We start from the raw sequence: 16,884 nt of genomic DNA, 5'->3' as shown, positions 1-16,884 counted from the left end.
TGACAGGTGTGGGCTGAATCTAAGCTTGCGCCTTGCGGGCAGCGTCCAGAAATGTTCGCGGGTTCACCGGCTGGTCGTTGATCCGCACTTCGAAGTGCAGATGCGAACCGGTGGAGCGGCCGGTGCTACCCATCGCCGCGATCCGCGTGCCCGGCTCCACCATCTGGCCCACACGCGTGCCGAAGCCGGACAAGTGGGCGTAGCGGGTGACCAGGCCGTTGCCGTGGCTGATCTCGATGCAGTTGCCGTAGCCCTGCTTTTGCCCGACGAACGTCACCCGGCCGCGCGCGGCGGCATAGATGGGCGAACCCATGGGTCCGGGAAAGTCGAGCCCGGCATGGAACGCAGCGCCGCCGTTGAACGGGTCGGCACGGTAGCCGTAGCTCGACGAGACATAGGCGACGTGCGCCGGCTGGACCTGCGGCACACTGGCGAGGCCAGAGACCAGCGCATCCATCCGCGCCAGGCTGATGCCCAGGCGCTTGAAGCGCGGATCGAGAGAGCCGTCGCGCGCCGTCGCGAGACGCAGCAACGGGCCACCCTCGGCGGCGTGCGTGGCCACCATCGAACCGGGATTGAGGCCGAGCGCGCGGATCGAATCGGCGGCGCGGTTCGAGCGACGGTCGGCATAGCGGGTCAGGCGATCGACGAAAGCGAGCTGGTCGGCTTCCAAACGGGCGAGCGAAGCGGCTTCGGGCAGCGCCATGCTTATCTCGCGCACGGTCTCGGCCGACTTTGCATCGGTGTCAGGAGCCGCATCCTCGGTGTCCACAGGCAAGTCGCCCAGATGCGCCTCGACCATGCGCTGGATGAACTCCTGCCGCCGTGCGAGGTCGGCAGCGACCGCGTGGACGTCGCGGCGATAGGCTTCGACTCGGCTCTGCGCGCTGGCGACACGTGCCTCACGCGCCAGCAATTCGCCTCGTTCGCGCGATGCCGACCATTGCGACAGCGTCAGGCTGGCCATGATCGCCAGCCATGCGGCCAGGGCCACGACCCCGCCCAGCGCGGCGAGCGTCTGGACCTTGGTCGAAACCTTGATGAATCGGACCTGCCCCTGCGACCGCATGAAGAACTCACGGTCAGGGAAGAGGGTCCGCAGACGCGATTGGACCGCGTCGGCGGCTGGCATTTTCAAAACTCGACCCCGCTTGTGCAAAGCTGCCTATTGGGCGCCGCCCCTAGCCACGCACTGTCACAAAGGCGAATCCACCTGCCTTGTGCATGTGCGAAATAGGGTTGAGGCGGGACTCTGCTGGGACGAGCGGAGTTTGCCGCGGGAACGGTTCGGCTACCTGCTTGCGAATCGCCGCTGCTATGATCCTGTTCGTCGCGCGTCGCGCGGTGACAGGCAGCGCCTGCGGTGATACTCGGCGGCCATGAACATGGAGAGCCCCGTTGTGGAGTCGCCCGAGGTCGTGATCGCACGTCTCGCTCGGGCCGGTCGCGAAGCCCAGCGCACGCTGGCGCTGCTGCCGGACGCGCGCAAGGCCGAGGCGCTGCGCGCGGTCGCGGTGGCACTGCGCGAGGACGAGGCGTCGATCCTGGAGGCCAACGCCCGCGATGTGGCGGCAGGCGCGGCCAAGGGGCTGACGGCCGCGCTGCTCGACCGGCTGCGGCTCGATCCCAAGCGGCTGGCGGGGATCGCCGATGCGGTGGAGCAAGTCGCCGCGTTACCCGATCCGGTCGGCGAAGTGATCGACCGCAGCGAACGGCCCAACGGCCTCAAGCTATCGCGCGTGCGCATTCCGATCGGGCTGATCGGCATCATCTACGAGAGCCGGCCCAACGTCACGGCGGACGCCGCCGCGCTGTGCCTGCGCTCGGGCAATGCGGTGCTGCTGCGTGGCGGCAGCGAGGCGCTGCATTCCAATCGCGCCATCCATGCCGCCTTTGCCCGCGGGCTGGAGAGCGCGGGCGTGCCCGCCGACGCGGTGCAGCTGGCGCCGACGCAGGACCGCGCGCTGGTCGGCGCGATGCTGACTGCCGCCGGCCTGATCGACATGATCGTACCGCGTGGCGGCAAGAGCCTGGTGGCGCGCGTCCAGGCCGATGCGCGCGTGCCGGTGCTCGCGCACCTCGACGGCATCTGCCACACCTATGTGCACCCTTCAGCCGATCCGGCGATGGCGCGCGCCTTGGCACTCAACGCCAAGATGCGGCGCACCGGCATTTGCGGGGCGATGGAGACGCTGCTGGTCGATGCGCAGTTCCCCGACGCGGTAGCGCTGGCCGGCGATCTGCTCGACGCCGGGTGCGAGCTGCGCGGCGATGCGCGCGCGCAGGCGCTCGACCCGCGCATCGTCACCGCTACCGAGGAAGACTGGGATACCGAGTACCTCGACGCCGTCCTGGCGGTGGCCGTCGTCGACGGGCTCGACGCCGCAATCGAGCACATCGCCCGCCACTCCTCGCACCACACCGACGCGATCGTCACCAGCGACGATGCGTCCGCCGAGCGGTTCCTGGCCGAAGTCGACAGCGCGATCGTGATGGTCAACGCGTCCAGCCAGTTCGCCGACGGCGGCGAATTCGGCTTGGGCGCCGAGATCGGCATCGCCACCGGCCGCCTCCACGCCCGCGGCCCGGTCGCTCTGGAGGGCCTCACCACATACAAGTGGCAGGTGCGCGGCACCGGACAGGTGCGACCCTGATCCGCGTAGTTCTCCCCCTGCGCGGGGAGGTTCGGAAAGGGTGACCGGCACCCCCACCGGCCTGCTCGGCGGCAGCTTCAACCCGGCGCATGGCGCGCATCGCAAGATCTCGATGGAGATCCTGCGCGCGCTCGGCCTGGCTGAAGTGTGGTGGCTGGTCTCGCCGGGCAATCCGCTCAAAGCCCGCGCCGGCATGGCGCCGCTCTCCGCACGTGTGGCGTCCGCCCGACAGCAATCCCGGCGCGCGCCGATCCGGGTCAGTGCGATCGAGCGCGAACTGCACACGCGCTATACCGCCGACACCTTGCGCAAGCTCGTCCGCCGCTATCCCCGCAGGCGATTCGTATGGGTCATGGGTGCCGACAATCTCGCCCAGTTCCACCGCTGGCGCGACTGGCGGAGCATCGCGCGGCTGATGCCGATTGCGGTTGTGGCGCGTCCGGGCTATGATGACGCTGCCCTCGCGAGCCCCGCGATGGCCTGGTTGGGACGGTACCGGAAGCCGCCCGCCTGCTTGAAGTTCCGGGAAGCGTGGAGCGCCCCGGCGCTGTTGACCTTGCGTTTCGATCCCGACTCGCGTTCGGCCACGGCGATACGCCGCGCCGACCCGGACTGGGCCGACAGGCTCTCGACACGGAGCCTGCGCGATCAGGTCACGCACCACATCATCCCCGGAGATGCCGCTTGAGCGGGCCGGTTGCTCTTCACCGACGCAGCCACCATTTCACTGCCATGACAACCGCTTACGCCTACCGAATCGTCCGCGCGCACCGTGCTCGCGGGCGCGTAAATCAGCAGAGAGGAGCTGACTAACCTTAAGATGCCCCAGGCACATCTAGAGCCGGTTCGCACCGGCACCGCGAACCCCGGACAGGCCCCTGCGGTCGCCGGATCGGACGACCCGCTTCTGGCGCTCGTCCTGCACTCGCTCGACGAAGACCAGGCCCAGGACGTGGTCACCATTGACCTCGAGGGCAAGTCGAGCATCGCCGATCACATGGTGATCGCGTCCGGCCGCTCGAGCCGCCAGGTCACCGCGATCGCCCAGAAGCTGGCCGAGCGCCTGAAGCACGGTGGCCACGGCAACTCCCGCATCGAAGGCCTCCCCGCGGCCGACTGGGTGCTGGTCGATGCCGGCGGCGTGGTCGTGCACGTGTTCCGCCCCGAAGTGCGCAGCTTCTACAACCTGGAGCGCATGTGGGGCTTTGGCGAGGGCAGCGCCGGCGCGGCATAAGACATCATCCTCTCCTCCGTGCTGAGGAGAGGATATTGCGCCTCGCCGCGCGTGCATCGTAGCGCTACGAGGGCGCGATGCTGCTGCACGTGATCGCCAGGGGGAAGATCGCCCGCTCGCCCGAGGCCGAGCTGGTCGACCGCTATGCCAAGCGGCTGACCTGGCCTTTCCGCCATACCGAATTGCCCGATCTGGGCGGTCGTGTCCCGCCGCTGGCGCAGACGCCCTCGCGCGACGTGCTACTGGACGAGCGCGCCAAGCCGATATCCTCCGAGGCGTTCGCGGACCTGCTCGGTCGCTGGCGCGACGAGGGCGTGCGCGAGACGCGGTTCCTGATCGGCGCTGCCGACGGGCACGGCGATGCGGCGCGCGAGAAGGCGGATCTGCTGCTCGGCTTCGGCGCCATGACCTGGCCGCACCTGATGGTTCGGGCGATGCTGGCCGAACAGCTGTGGCGGGCGACGAGTATTCTCGCCGGTCACCCCTATCATAGGGCCGGGTGAGCGATGGGTTCTGCGGTTTCGGAGAGCGCCGGGGGATCACCCTTGCGGCTGACCGAGCTCTCCCCACCCCCGATCCGTCACCCTGAACTTGTTTCAGGGTCCATCGCGCCGCACGCTCCGCCCGTAGAAGGCGCAAGCGGCTCGGACGGTTTGCCCTTCCAGCCTCCAGGCGAGACACAACGATGGACCCTGAAACAAGTTCAGGGTGACGAGGGTGGGAGCAGGAACGCCTGGCGGCCACGTCATGGCGGAGCGATCTTGGTCGCAATTGCGTTGATCGCGGCCGCAGTCGCAGGTTTCCACGCAGCGGCCCAGCAGTCAGCACCGCCATCCACGGCCGATGCCGCGCAGACCCGGCGCGAACTCGCCACCGCGCAGGCACAAGGTGCCACCGCACGTCGCCGCGCCGAGACGCTGGAGGCGCAAGCCCGCGCCGTTACCCAGCAAGCCGACCGCACAGCGCGCGAGGCGGCAGCGCTCGCCGCACGCGTGCAGGAAACCGAAGCGCAGATCGCCGTGCAGGAAGCGCGAGTGAAGCTGATCGCCGCCGCCAGCGAGCGCTTGCGGGCCCGCATGGCCGAGCGGCAAGCGCCGTTGGTCCGGCTCACCGCTGCGCTCCAGCGGTTGTCGCGGCGCCCGCCGGTGCTCGCGCTGCTGCGCCCCGGCTCGCTGCGTGAGCTGGTGACCATGCGTGCGCTGCTCCAGACGATGCTGCCCGAGGTCGAGCGCCGGACAGCGGCCCTGCGCACTGAGATCGCGCGTGCGCGCCAACTGGAGCAAGTCGCGCGCGCCGCTTCCGACCAACTGCGCGCCAGCGAAAACCAGCTGAGCGCCAAACGACAGCAGCTTGCCGCCATGGAGGCCCGCCAGCGCCTCGCCAGCCGGGCGGCGGTCGGCATCGCCAGTCGCGAATCGGAACGCGCGCTGATGCTGGCCGAGCGGGCTCGCGACCTGGGCGATCTCATCGGCGAGATCGGCCGCGAGGGAGAACTGCGCGCCGCGCTCGCCGGCCTGCCGGGGCCGATCATGCGTCCACCGCGGCCCGAGGACTCGCGCGTCGTCGAGGCCGGCAGCTTCACCGCGCCCCCGCAAGGTCTGCCGACCTGGATCCTGCCGCTGACCGGCCGCCTCGTCACCGGCTTTGGCGAGGAGGGGCCGGGCGGCGTAGGCCAGGCCCGCTCGCGCGGCGTGGTGCTCGCCACGCGGCCCAACGCGCAGGCTGTGGCGCCCGCTCCCGGCCGCATCGCCTACGCCGGGCGCTATCGTGGCTATGGCGAGATCGTGATCGTCGAGCACGATGGCGGCTGGGTCACGCTCGTCACCGGCCTGGCGCGGCTCGACGTCGGCGTTGGCGACCAAGTGGTCGCGGGTTCGCCGCTCGGCACGACGGGGCCGGGCGCACCGCGCATCGGCGTCGAACTGCGCCGCAATGGCGAACCGGTCAATCCGCTGCAATACTTGCGTTCGCTGTAGCAAGGCAAAGGCCGGTCCGCGCTCCGCTAGCCGTAAGCCCAAACCTCAGCACCGCTTCTCACCCGCGTGAACCTCAAGCCACTGGCCAAGCACCTCCACCATCACTAGAATGTGACGGTATACGCGGACGTCACGGCCGGCTCCGCACAGATGAGAGGCTCACTCAGCCCGATGAAATTCGCCCCCCTCCTTCGCGCCTCCATGCTGGTGAGCGCTGTTGCGCTGCTGCCCACGGCCACGGCCGGCCTTGCCGCGGTCGACGCGCGCAGCGGGCCGCAGTTCGGCAAGCTGCTGGCGATCTACCAGCTGGTGAAGGAAAACTATGTCGACCAGGTCAGCGACGACAAGCTGCTGAAGGGCGCGATCGACGGCATGCTCGCCAGTCTCGACCCCCACTCGACGTACCTCGATGGTCCCTCGCTGCAGCGGATCGAGACCATGATCGACGGCAACTACACCGGCCTTGGCCTCTCGGTGGTTGAGGAGGACGGCGCGGTGAAGGTGGTTTCGCCGTTTAAGGGCTCGCCGGCGGAGAAGGCGGGGATCAAGGCGGGCGACTTCATCACCCACCTGGACGGCACGCTCTACTTTGAGCGCGACCTCGACGAAGCGGTCGCCAAGATGCGTGGCGCGGCGGGCACCTCGATCCGGCTGACGATCTTCCGCACCGGCCGCGACGAGCCGTTCGACGTCACCGTCACGCGCGGCGTGATCGAGCTGGAGCCGGTCACCTCCGAGCTTCGCGGCGATGTCGGCGTGATCTCGGTCAACGAGTTCTCGCGCGACGTCGGCAAGGACGTGAACATCGCGATCAACTCGCTGAAGGCGCAAGTCGCCAAGACGCCGCAAGGCAAGCTGGCCGGGCTGGTGCTCGACTTGCGCTCCAATCCGGGCGGCTCGCTCGACGAAGCGGTGGCGCTGTCGGACCTGTTCCTCGACAAGGGCGACATCGTCTCGCAGCGCGGCCGCGTCGCTAGCGAGAACCAGTTCTACCGTGCCGAATCGATGTTCAAGGGCGACGCGATCAAGGGCATGCCGATGATCGTGCTGATTGATGCCGGCAGTGCCTCGGCGTCCGAGATCGTCGCGGGCGCGCTGCAGGACCAGCACCGTGCCGTGATCATGGGCGAGCGCAGCTTCGGCAAGGGCAGCGTGCAGTCGCTGATCGGGCTCGACAAGACCAGCGCGGTCAAGCTGACGACCGCGCGCTACTTTACGCCGTCGGGCCACTCGGTGCAGGAAGGCGGCATCGACCCCGACATCCGCGTGCCGCAGCTCTCCGACCCGGATGCCAAGGCCCGCGCCGAGCGCGCGGTGCGCGAGAGCGACTTGCGCGGTCACCTGATCAACGAGGCCTCGCTCGACGACAAGGAGCTGGAGACCGACAAGAAGGACGACCCGCGCTTCACCGCCACTCCTGAGGAGCTGAAGAAGCAGGGCATCAAGGACTTCCAGCTGCACTATGCGGTGCAGACGCTCGACCGTACGGCGGGGCGGCCGGCGCTTGCTGCGCGCAAGTGAGCCTCATTTCTTGATCGATAGCCGGCCCCGTGGATTGTGACTGTGACTAGGATCGGACCTGACGAACCCTTGCGCGCCGCACGGTGGCTCGCGCTGCTGACACCGGCGGCCCTGCTCGCAGGCGCGTACATCAGCCAGTACGGCTTCGGCCTGCCGCCTTGCGAGATGTGCTGGTGGCAGCGCTACGCCCACTTCGCGGCACTGGGCTTGGCGCTGCTGGCCTTCGTGCTGCCGGCACGGGCGATGGTGGCGCTGGCCGGATTGGCGATCGCGGTCGGTGGCCTGATCGGCGGCTTCCACGCCGGCGTCGAATATGGTTGGTGGCAAGGTGTCACTGCCTGCACCGCCAACACCTTTGCCAAGGGTGGCGATCCGCTCGCGGCGATCCTGGCCGCGCCGGTGATCCGCTGTGATGTAGCGCCCTGGTCGTTGTTCGGGATCTCGCTCGCCGGCTGGAACTTCCTGTTCTCGACTGCGGCGGCATTGGCCATCGCGTTCCTGCTCACGCGCGGAAGGAAGGCTGCATGACCACATCGGCCAAGATCAGATCTGAACGCATGCTGCGCGTCGACCAGGCGGGCGAGTACGGCGCGACGCGCATCTACGCCGGGCAGCTCGCGGTGATGGGTAATCGCGCACCCGGCGCGGCCGAGATCGCCGGCATGGCGGCCGCGGAAGCCGAGCACCGCCAGGTGTTCGATGCCATGATCGCGGAGCGCGCCGTGCGCCCGACGCTGCTGCAGCCGGTGTGGTCGGCAGCCGGCTTCGCGCTCGGTGCGGCGACGGCGCTGCTGGGGCCCGAGGCAGCGATGGCCTGCACTGCCGCGATCGAGACCGAGATCGAGCGGCACTACGGCCAGCAGCTTGACGAGTTGGGCGACGAGGACCCGGAGCTCGCCGCGCGCATCGCCAAGTTCCGCGACGACGAGCGTGAGCATCATCATGCCGCGATCGCCGGCGGGGCGGAGCAGGCGCCGGCCTATCCGCTGCTCTCCGGCGCGATCCGGCTGGGGTGCAGGCTGGCGATCCGTCTCTCCGAGCGGATCTGAGCGCTCGCGCCGGGAACCAAACCGGGCGCCTTCAGCTATCATTCAATCTGCGCACCCCCTATATCGACGGGAATGGCGCGCGTTGGATCGCCTGTTGGAGCTCGACTTATGCTGCGTACCTGGACCATCGCTTCCGCCTTCGCGGCCCTGGCTTTCGCCGCGCCGGCCATGGCCCAAGACGATGCGGCTGCGAGCGGCGGCAACGAGCGGGTGAACCAGGTCATCGTCTACGGCGACGACCCGTGCCCCGCCTCCAGCGGCGACGAAATCACCGTCTGCGCGCGCAAGCCCGAAGGCGAGCGCTATCGCATCCCCGAGCCCTTGCGCGGCATCGATAGTCCGACTTCGGAAGCGTGGAGCAACAAGGTTACGGCGTACGAGACGGTCGGCCGCTTCGGCACCGACAGCTGCTCGCCGGTGGGCGCAGGTGGCTTCACCGGCTGTACCCAGGCGATGATCCAGCGCGCCAAGGCGGAGCGTGCGAACGGCACCGACGTGAAGTTCGGCGAACTGATCTCCAAGGAGCGCGAGAAGCGCCTCTCGACCATCGACGCGACGGCCGCCGAGGAGCAGGCCAGCGTCGAGGCGGAAGAGCGCGCGTACGAGGCACGCAAGAAGGCGCAGGATGCCGCGGCTCAGGGCACGACCAAGCCGTGACGTCTTATCCTCTCCCCTGGGGGGAGAGGATATAGATGCTCAGCTCAGCGCGATGTCCGGCGCGTCTTCCTGCTTCATGCCGACCACGTGGTAGCCCGCATCGACGTGGTGCACCTCGCCCGTCACGCCCGACGCAAGATCCGACAGGAAGTACAGCCCGCTGCCGCCCACGTCCTCGATCGTCACGTTCCGACGCAGCGGCGCGTTCAGCTCGTTCCACTTGAGGATATAGCGGAAGTCGCCGATGCCGCTGGCTGCCAGGGTCTTGATCGGACCGGCCGAGATCGCGTTCACGCGGATGTTCTGCGGGCCCAGATCGTTCGCGAGGTACTGGACCGAGGTCTCCAGCGCTGCCTTGGCCACGCCCATCACATTGTAGTGCGGCACCACCTTTTCCGCGCCATAATATGTCAGCGTCAGGATCGAGCCGCCGTTCGGCATCATCGCGACCGCGCGCTTGGTCACCGCGACAAGGCTATAGGCCGAGATGTTCATGGTCATCAGGAAGTTGTCGAGGCTGGTATCGACGTACTTGCCGCGCAGCTCGTTCTTGTCGGAAAAGCCGATCGCGTGGACGACGAAGTCGATCGTCTCCCAGCGCGCCTTCAAGGTCTCGAACGCGGTGTCGAGCGCGTCCATGTTCGACACGTCGCATTCGAGCAGGAAGTCGCTGCCCAGGCTCTCCGCCAATGGCTTTACCCGCTTGGCGAGCGCCTCGCCCTGGTAGGAGAACGCCAGCTCGGCGCCATGCTCGGCCAGCTTCTTCGCAATGCCCCAGGCGAGCGACTTATCGTTCGCCAGGCCCATGATGAGACCGCGCTTCCCCTGCATCAGACCTGTCATTCGTATATCCCGTCACTCGCCGGCTGCGGGCGCGAGCGGCCCACCGGCTTCATTCAACGCCCGCTCCTCGGGCGATTGCGTCAGCGCCGCGTTGAGTTCGGCGCCAACCACCATCCCTAGTCCGACAAGCCAGAAAAAGAAAAGTGCGATCATCACCCCGGCCAGGCTGCCATAGGTCAAATCGTAGCGGAAAAATGTCGCCAGCACGCGCGGAAGGGCAATCGCGACGACCACCCACCACACCGTCACCAGCAGCGCACCCGGCCAGCGCGGGTAGATCGGCTTCTGGTAGGCCGACGGCGTCAGCGTGTAGAACAGCGTGTAGATCGAGCCGTAGAGCGTCAGCGCGGTCAGAAGGTGCGTGACCACGAAGCCGAACACCGGCGCGTCGATCCGGGGGAACAGCGTGACGATCACCTCCTGCACCGAGGCGATCAGCACTTGGCCCGAGAGCGAAACCAGCAGGATCAGCACCGCGGCCAGGATCATGCCGGTCGAGGTCAGGCGATAGCGCCAGAAGGCGCGAGTCGGCTGGGTGCCGTAGGCGCGATGGAGGATGTCGCGGATGGTCTCGATCAAGCTGGCAGCGGACCAGATCCCGAACAGCCCGCCGATCCACAAGAGCCAGCCCTGGCGATCGGCGGCGACATCATGCGCAACCGGCGCCAGCACTTGCGCGACGCGTGGGGGCAGGGCGGTGAGCAGGTTGTCGATCGAGGCGTCGAGCTGCTCGCGCTCGCCGATCGCCGAGAACACCGCGCCGACGACGATGAAGAAGGGGAACAGCGCCAGCAGGGTGACGTAGGCGAGATTGCCGGCGTGGATGAAGCCGTCCTCCCAGGCGCCAGTGACCACGCGCTTGGTAACGTTGTAGAAACTGGAGCCCGGCCCGGTCTTCTCGCGAATGCGCGCCTGCAGGCCGGAGCTGCGCCGCATTGCGTCCTTGCGGCGCGCCTCAGGCGTAAGGCCGGACTTGGAGCCGGTATTTGGCAAGCTCTAGATCCTCCCCCAGCGGGGGAGGTGGCGGCCAGCATGGCCGTCGGAGGGAGCGCGGCAAAGCCCGTCGCTTGTGTAGCCCAAGGCCCTCTCCACCACCGCCACTGGCGGCGGTCCCCCTCTCCCAGTGGGAGAGGATCTGGCGCAGGACATCAAACGCCCAGTTTCCCGCGCACGTCACGCGTGTCGCGCCAGCCTTCGAGGCGCTGGGCCAGATCAGCGTCGCCCTCAGGCAGCACGATCTCCAACGTCACCAGCTGATCGCCGCGCGTTCCGTCCTTGCGAGTAAAGCCGCGGCCCTTCAGCCGTAGCACCTTGCCCGAGGAACTGCCCGGGGGCACCGAGAGCATGACCGCGCCGCTGACCGTCGGCGCGCGAACCTTGGCGCCGTTCACCGCCTCGTCCAGCGTCACCGGCAAGTCGAGCCGTACATCGTCGCCCTCGCGCTTGAAACAGGTGTGCGGCTGGATCTGGATCGTGACGATCGCGTCGCCGGCACCGCCCGCACCTTGCTCGCCCTTGCCGGCGAGGCGCATCTGGGTGCCGTCCTCGACGCCGTTGGGCAGCTTGAGATCGATCGTCTTGCCATCGCCCAGCGTGATCCGCTGCGGCGCCAGATTGGCCGCATCGGGTAGCGAGACCGAGAGCCGGTACGAGACGTTTGCACCGCGCGCGGCCGTGCGGCGCTGCTGGCGGGCGCCGCCGAACGGATCGCCGCCGCCCATTCCGCCCATCCCGGCACCACGAGCGCCGGCGCGTCCGCCGAACATGTCACCGAACAGATCGCCCAGGTCGATGCCCTCGCTGGAGAATCCTTCAAACCCACCGCCACCGCCGAAGCCGCGATGCGCGCCGCCGCCGAAGCCGCCGCTTCCGCCGCCCATTCCGCCGAAGCCCATCGGGTTGCCGTCGGCATCGATCTCGCCGCGGTCGAAGCGGGCGCGCTTGTCCTTGTCGCTCAGCAGGTCGTAGGCACCCGTCACTTCGCTGAAGCGCTCAGACGCCTTGGGATTGTCCTTGTTGGCGTCGGGGTGGAGCTCCTTGGCCAGCTTGCGATAAGCGGACTTGATCTCCTTTTCGCTCGCGCCGCGGGAAACACCCAAAGTGGTATAAGGATCTGCTGCCATATCGGCAGCATAGCTAGGTTCGCATCGGCGTCCCGGCAAGCGGCGGGTTGCACGCTCGTGCACAGGCGGTAACTGATCGCACTTGTGTGGGTTAAGCACGCAAGCCCGCTGCCCTGCGCTCATCCGAGGACCACCATGGATTTTGACACCCGAAGCGACGTGATCCCCGATAGCGACCCGATCTCCCTGTTCGATCTCTGGTTTGCCGAGGCACGTGCAAGCGAACTCAACGATTCCAATGCGATGGCGCTCGCCACTGCGACGCCGGACGGGCTGCCCTCGGTGCGCATGGTGCTGCTCAAGGGGCATGGCCCCGATGGCTTCGTGTTCTACACCAATGCCCACAGCCGCAAGGGCGCGGAGCTGCGCGCCAATCCCAACGCGGCGCTGCTGTTTCATTGGAAAAGCCTGCGCCGCCAGATCCGTATCGAGGGGTCCATCAGCGAAGTCGATGCCGCCATGGCGGACGACTACTTCCATTCGCGTGCGCGCGATTCGCAGCTGGGCGCGGTCGCGTCGGACCAGTCCGCCCCGCTCGACGCGCGCGAGACTTTCGTGACGCGCTTCCAGGAGATCGAGGCGCGCTTCGGCGAGGGCGAGATCGAGAGGCCGGCGCATTGGACCGGGTTCCGCCTGCAGCCCACTGCGATCGAATTCTGGGTGGACCGCCCCTATCGCCTGCATGAGCGGCGGCTGTTCCGGTCGGACGGGGCTGGCGGCTGGTCGAGCACGCTGCTGTATCCATGAGATCTTGGCGATGAGCGGAGCCGGCACCCTCAACCGCAGCGCCGCGCTGGCCAGCATCGCCGCGGCGTTGTTGCTGCTGGTGCTGAAAGGCTGGGCGGCGTGGTCGACCGGCTCCACTGCCATGCTCGGCAGCCTGGCCGACACCACGCTCGACCTCGTGGCCAGCTGCGCGACGCTGGCGGGCGTGTGGATCGCGGCGATGCCCGCGGATGACAAGCACCGCTTCGGCCACGGCAAGGCGGAGGCGATCGCGGCGCTGTTCCAGATCGTGCTGATCTCGATCTCGGCGCTGGGCATCGCCGCGCGGGCGATCGAGCAGTTCGTCGATGGCGGACGCACCCAGGCCGCGGCGCAAGGGATCGGCGTGTCGCTGGCGGCCATCGTGGTGACGCTGGCCTTGCTCGCGTGGCAGCGGCATGTGGTGCGCCGCACCGGCAGCCTGGCGATCGCGACCGACAGCGTGCACTACAGCTCCGACCTGCTGCTCAACCTGGCGGTGATCGCCGCGCTGGTGGTGGACCAGTTCCTGGACTTTGCCGGTGCCGATCCGCTGTTCGGCTTGGCGATCGCCGGCTGGCTGGGCTGGAGCGCCTGGACCGCCTCGCAAGCCGCCATCGAGCAGCTGATGGATCACGAGTGGCCGGCCGAGAAGAAGGATCGCTTCCTGGCCGTGCTCGCCCGTAATCCGGACATCACCGGCGTCCATGACATGCGCACGCGCACCTCGGGCAATCGCGACTTCGTGCAGTTCCACGTCTGGATCGACCCCGACATGACCCTGGGCCAGGCGCACGCGATCATGGACGACATGGAAGCGCGACTCCAGGCCGAGTTCCCGGAAACCGAGATCATCATCCATCCCGAACCCAACGGACACGTCGACGAGCAGGGCCCTGCCGGCGAAGACGTGCTGCCGCACACCTGCGACGTGGAGGAATACCTCGCCGCCGCCCGCGAAGAAGGACGCGCCTGATGCCTACGGTTCCTTACTGGCATGTCGATGCCTTTGCCGACCAACCGTTCGCCGGCAATCAGGCGGCGGTGATGATCCTGGACAACTGGCCGGAAGACAGGGTCCTTCAGGCGATCGGGGCGGAGAACATGTTCGCCGAGACGGCCTTCGTGGTGCGCGACGCAAGCGGCGAGGCGGATTGGGAGCTGCGCTGGTTCACGCCTGCTTGCGAGATCCGCCTGTGCGGCCATGCCACGCTTGCGTCGGGGCACGTGTTGCTGAGGCTGGAGCCCGGCCTTGAGCAGGTGACATTCCGGACCCGGCAAGCCGGCGTGCTGGTGGTGCGCCGCGACGGTCCGGTCCTGAGCCTTGGCCTGCCGGCGATCGTCACCGAGCGCGCCGATGTCGCGGCGGCGAAACCGCTGCTCGGCGCCGAGCCGGTGGAGACCTGGCGTTCGCCGCTGGGCTACAACGTCTTCCTCTATCCCGACGAGGCGGCGGTGCGGGCGCTGGCCCCCGACTTGCGCGGGCTGGAGGCGCTAGGCGACGACCAGTTCATCGTCACCGCCCCGGGCACGGAAACGGATGTCGTCAGCCGCGTGTTCGTGCCAGGCGGCGGGGTGGATGAGGACAGTGTCACCGGCTCGGCGCACGCGGTGCTCACGGCATTCTGGACCCGGCGGCTCGGGCGTGAAAGCTTCACCGCCTACCAGGCCTCACAGCGTGGCGGCTTGCTGACGTGCCGCATCGAAGGCGACGTAGCGTGGCTGGGCGGCCCTTGCGTGACGGTGGTCGAAGGGCGGTTTACGTTCTGAAGCTGCAAGATCCTCCCCTGCAAGGGGAGGTGGCAGTCCGCAGGACTGACGGAGGGGTGTAACCCTTTCGGTCGAATACTTCGCGAGCCGTGACACCCCTCCACCATCCGCTTCGCGGACGGTCCCGCTCCCCTTGCAGGGGAGGATCTGGACGGGCCTAGCCCGGAAACAGCTCGATCAACTGACCCATCCGGTCGTGCAGCGCCGCCTCCTGTTCAGGAGCCGAGTGCCCCAGCCGCACCACCGTCAGCAGCTGGTCGGGAGAGCCCACCAAGTATTGCCCATGCTCGCCCAAGCACGCAAACAGGTTCTTGCGCCCCTGACCCGGCCACAGCAGCGCGGTGCCCGAACGCGGCGTTCCGTTCAGCCACACGCCGGCGCCGTAAGCCGGGTCGCGCGGAGAGGCGGTGCGCATGAAGGTCACCCAGCGATGCGGCAACACTTGCGCGCCCTTGACCGAGCCGGTGTGGCGCAGGAACTCGCCCAGCATCGCCCAGCTGCGCGCCGGGCTGAGCATCATGCTCGAACCCACCAGCGTGCCGGCGCGGTCATAGGTGACTTGCGTGCCCTTCATGCCCACGGGATCGAGCACGCGCGTGCGCAAGTAGTCACCCACCGCGCGCCGCTTCAGGATGGGGTCGCGGCTATCGGTGAGCACGCGTCCAGCCAGATCGGCGAGGATCACGCCGGTCGCCGCCGAAGGCTCGAACTGCCGTCCGGCGGGAGCTTCGAGCGGCTGCGCTTCGGCATAGGCGGCCATGTCGTCGCGCCCGTCGAGGAACAGCATGCGGGTGCGGTCGGACGTGCGCTCCGGTTCCGCCGTTTCGGTATGGCGCAGGCCCGAGCGCATCTGCAGCAGCTGGCGCAAGGTGATCTCGCCGCGCGGGTCGCCGGGGCGCTGCCAATCGGGCACCGGCGCGGTCTCGTCCATGCGCAGGCGGCCGTCGCTGACCAGCTGACCGATCATCAGCGCGGTGACGCACTGCGCCATCGACCAGCCGGGTAGCGGCGTCTTTTCATCGATCCCGGGGGCATAGCGCTCGGCGACGACGCTGCCGCGCTTCATCACCACCAAGGCCTGAGTCGGTCCCACCGCGTCGGCATCGAACATCGTGTCGATGGCGCGCGCCAGCGGGATGCGCGCGGCGCCGCCATCGTCGCGCACGGCGGCTTGCGCCTCGGCGCTCGGCGGCGGCGGGCCGTCCTGTCCACCGCCGCATGCCGCCAGCGCGAGCAGGGGGGCTGGCAGCAGGGTGAGGGCGCGGATAAGAGGCTGGCGACGCGGCGACATGTCGCGCGGTTGATGTGCGAGGCGCGGGGCGATGGCAACAGGTCAGACAGCAGAAATGCGGACCCGCCAGCCAGCGCGCTGGGGACGAAATCTGCTGCTCCTTGGCCTGGTGGTCGCGCTGGCGCTGACTGCCTGGTTCTGGACCCGCATGCGCACCGCTGCCGAGGTGCGCGCGTCGGTGGCGGCGCAGACCGCCTGCCTGTGCCGCTTCGCCGCCGGTCGCCCGCTTGCATCGTGCCAGGCAGACCCCGGCATCAAGCAGAACTGGGTCGGCCTGCACGAAGATGCCGGCGCACGCAGCCTGACGGCGAGCGTGCCGCTGCTCGCCGAGCAGACCTCGCGCTGGTCGCCGGAAGCCGGGTGCGTGCAAGATGCGTGGAAGGATTGAGCGGCTTGGTGCTCGTCACCACGTCCGCAACCAAGCACCCCGTCATCCTGAACTCGTTTCAGGATCCATCGCCCGGGCTGGGCCAGAAGTCGCTGCGCACGACGCCGCGTCGGTTTGCTGATCGTAGCTCCACGCTATTGGAAAAATGGACCCTGAAACAAGTTCAGGGTGACGATTGGATGATGAGGATAGCGGCGGCCGACCTTCAACCCAGGCGGGTGAGGACCCGTTCGAGCAGCAAGGCGCATCGATCACGGGTTCTCTGACCGTCGTCCGCGGGACCCAGTCGGAGGATGTCGAAGTTGCGGATGACGGACCGGGCCGGAAATTGCTGCCAGCTCAGATCAATCCGGTCGACGCCGTCACTCCCATCTCTGACATTCCAGAAGTGGCGTTCGAGTGACGAGCCGGTCCACACCTCACCGGATGCGACTTCGTAGCCGGGGTAGAACCACTGAACGACCCGAGACGTCGGGTAGCATTGTCCGCCGGCTGGGTTGTTCGGGTCGAAAATGCCTCGATACGCCGTCAGGCGGTCCCAGGAGGCTTCCATTGCTCGCGCCAGATCGGACAAGCTGGGCGGACATTCCTGCAAGTGCACCCGGCGTGCAAATTCGCTGAAGTAAGCCATGGT

The 16,884-nt window shown here is 68.1% G+C and carries 19 protein-coding genes; 13 read left to right on the top strand and 6 right to left on the bottom strand.

Annotation, left to right across the window (positions count from 1 at the left end; all coding sequences use genetic code 11):
• Positions 1 to 19 precede the first annotated feature (19 nt).
• Positions 20 to 1,132, bottom strand: coding sequence for a M23 family metallopeptidase (locus GV044_RS09210; protein WP_236554824.1), 1,113 nt, complete (start codon positions 1,130 to 1,132; stop codon positions 20 to 22).
• A 253-nt stretch (positions 1,133 to 1,385) separates the two neighbouring features.
• Between GV044_RS09210 and GV044_RS09205 the strand changes: the two genes are divergently transcribed.
• The 9 genes from GV044_RS09205 to GV044_RS09165 all read left to right on the top strand — a co-directional run bounded on the left by GV044_RS09205 (position 1,386) and on the right by GV044_RS09165 (position 9,091).
• Positions 1,386 to 2,654 carry a glutamate-5-semialdehyde dehydrogenase gene (locus GV044_RS09205; RefSeq protein WP_371741584.1) on the top strand — a complete coding sequence of 423 codons (1,269 nt, stop codon included), beginning with the start codon at positions 1,386 to 1,388 and terminating at the stop codon, positions 2,652 to 2,654.
• A 40-nt stretch (positions 2,655 to 2,694) separates the two neighbouring features.
• A complete protein-coding gene (locus GV044_RS09200) occupies positions 2,695 to 3,342 on the top strand; it encodes a nicotinate-nucleotide adenylyltransferase (protein WP_159868504.1) in 648 nt (215 codons plus the stop codon).
• A gap of 132 nt (positions 3,343 to 3,474) precedes the next feature.
• On the top strand, positions 3,475 to 3,888 hold the full coding sequence (rsfS, locus tag GV044_RS09195; protein WP_159868501.1) for a ribosome silencing factor: 414 nt from the start codon (positions 3,475 to 3,477) through the stop codon (positions 3,886 to 3,888).
• Between the two features lie 77 nt (positions 3,889 to 3,965).
• Positions 3,966 to 4,391, top strand: a complete 426-nt coding sequence (locus GV044_RS09190) for a 23S rRNA (pseudouridine(1915)-N(3))-methyltransferase RlmH (protein ID WP_159868498.1) — start codon at positions 3,966 to 3,968, stop codon at positions 4,389 to 4,391.
• Positions 4,392 to 4,649: 258 nt separating this feature from the next.
• On the top strand, positions 4,650 to 5,864 hold the full coding sequence (locus tag GV044_RS09185) for a murein hydrolase activator EnvC (RefSeq protein WP_236554823.1): 1,215 nt from the start codon (positions 4,650 to 4,652) through the stop codon (positions 5,862 to 5,864).
• Positions 5,865 to 6,035: 171 nt separating this feature from the next.
• Entirely contained in the window at positions 6,036 to 7,385 is a 1,350-nt protein-coding gene (locus GV044_RS09180; protein WP_159868492.1) for a S41 family peptidase, read from the top strand.
• A gap of 51 nt (positions 7,386 to 7,436) precedes the next feature.
• Complete coding sequence (locus tag GV044_RS09175) at positions 7,437 to 7,913, top strand: disulfide bond formation protein B (RefSeq protein ID WP_371741611.1); 477 nt, start codon at positions 7,437 to 7,439, stop codon at positions 7,911 to 7,913.
• A complete protein-coding gene (locus GV044_RS09170) occupies positions 7,910 to 8,434 on the top strand; it encodes a demethoxyubiquinone hydroxylase family protein (RefSeq protein WP_159868486.1) in 525 nt (174 codons plus the stop codon). The genes GV044_RS09175 and GV044_RS09170 overlap by 4 nt, the downstream gene beginning before the upstream one ends.
• A gap of 108 nt (positions 8,435 to 8,542) precedes the next feature.
• The gene (locus tag GV044_RS09165) at positions 8,543 to 9,091 is read left to right on the top strand and encodes a hypothetical protein (protein ID WP_159868483.1); all 549 of its coding nucleotides are present in this window, start codon (positions 8,543 to 8,545) and stop codon (positions 9,089 to 9,091) included.
• Positions 9,092 to 9,130: 39 nt separating this feature from the next.
• On the opposite strand, the gene fabI is transcribed toward GV044_RS09165, so the two are convergent.
• The 3 genes from fabI to GV044_RS09150 all read right to left on the bottom strand — a co-directional run bounded on the left by fabI (position 9,131) and on the right by GV044_RS09150 (position 12,057).
• Positions 9,131 to 9,934 (bottom strand): enoyl-ACP reductase FabI, encoded by an 804-nt coding sequence (gene fabI, locus GV044_RS09160; RefSeq protein WP_159868480.1) that lies wholly within the window; start codon positions 9,932 to 9,934, stop codon positions 9,131 to 9,133.
• Positions 9,935 to 9,946: 12 nt separating this feature from the next.
• Positions 9,947 to 10,927: a YihY/virulence factor BrkB family protein gene (locus GV044_RS09155; protein ID WP_236554822.1), complete on the bottom strand. Its 981-nt coding sequence runs from the start codon at positions 10,925 to 10,927 to the stop codon at positions 9,947 to 9,949.
• A 155-nt stretch (positions 10,928 to 11,082) separates the two neighbouring features.
• Entirely contained in the window at positions 11,083 to 12,057 is a 975-nt protein-coding gene (locus tag GV044_RS09150) for a DnaJ C-terminal domain-containing protein (protein ID WP_159868477.1), read from the bottom strand.
• Between the two features lie 135 nt (positions 12,058 to 12,192).
• Here GV044_RS09150 and pdxH point away from each other — a divergent pair, with 135 nt between their 5' ends.
• From pdxH to GV044_RS09135, 3 genes are read left to right on the top strand one after another with little or no spacing between them, the layout of a single operon-like run.
• Positions 12,193 to 12,804 carry a pyridoxamine 5'-phosphate oxidase gene (pdxH, locus tag GV044_RS09145; protein ID WP_159868474.1) on the top strand — a complete coding sequence of 204 codons (612 nt, stop codon included), beginning with the start codon at positions 12,193 to 12,195 and terminating at the stop codon, positions 12,802 to 12,804.
• Positions 12,805 to 12,814: 10 nt separating this feature from the next.
• On the top strand, positions 12,815 to 13,777 hold the full coding sequence (locus tag GV044_RS09140) for a cation diffusion facilitator family transporter (RefSeq protein ID WP_159868471.1): 963 nt from the start codon (positions 12,815 to 12,817) through the stop codon (positions 13,775 to 13,777).
• Positions 13,777 to 14,571 carry a PhzF family phenazine biosynthesis protein gene (locus tag GV044_RS09135; protein WP_159868468.1) on the top strand — a complete coding sequence of 265 codons (795 nt, stop codon included), beginning with the start codon at positions 13,777 to 13,779 and terminating at the stop codon, positions 14,569 to 14,571. Before GV044_RS09140 ends, GV044_RS09135 begins: the two co-directional genes overlap by 1 nt.
• A 157-nt stretch (positions 14,572 to 14,728) precedes the next feature.
• On the opposite strand, the gene GV044_RS09130 is transcribed toward GV044_RS09135, so the two are convergent.
• A complete protein-coding gene (locus GV044_RS09130; RefSeq protein WP_159868465.1) occupies positions 14,729 to 15,862 on the bottom strand; it encodes a serine hydrolase in 1,134 nt (377 codons plus the stop codon).
• A gap of 31 nt (positions 15,863 to 15,893) precedes the next feature.
• Here GV044_RS09130 and GV044_RS09125 point away from each other — a divergent pair, with 31 nt between their 5' ends.
• Complete coding sequence (locus GV044_RS09125; RefSeq protein ID WP_159868462.1) at positions 15,894 to 16,250, top strand: hypothetical protein; 357 nt, start codon at positions 15,894 to 15,896, stop codon at positions 16,248 to 16,250.
• 205 nt (positions 16,251 to 16,455) lie between these two features.
• On the opposite strand, the gene GV044_RS09120 is transcribed toward GV044_RS09125, so the two are convergent.
• Complete coding sequence (locus tag GV044_RS09120) at positions 16,456 to 16,881, bottom strand: hypothetical protein (RefSeq protein WP_159868459.1); 426 nt, start codon at positions 16,879 to 16,881, stop codon at positions 16,456 to 16,458.
• Positions 16,882 to 16,884 lie beyond the last annotated feature (3 nt).

It is taken from the genome of Novosphingobium sp. 9U, assembly GCF_902506425.1.
Lineage (GTDB): Bacteria > Pseudomonadota > Alphaproteobacteria > Sphingomonadales > Sphingomonadaceae > Novosphingobium.
The sequence above is the reverse complement of the archived record's forward strand: the minus strand, read 5'-3'. Positions and strand labels throughout refer to the sequence as shown.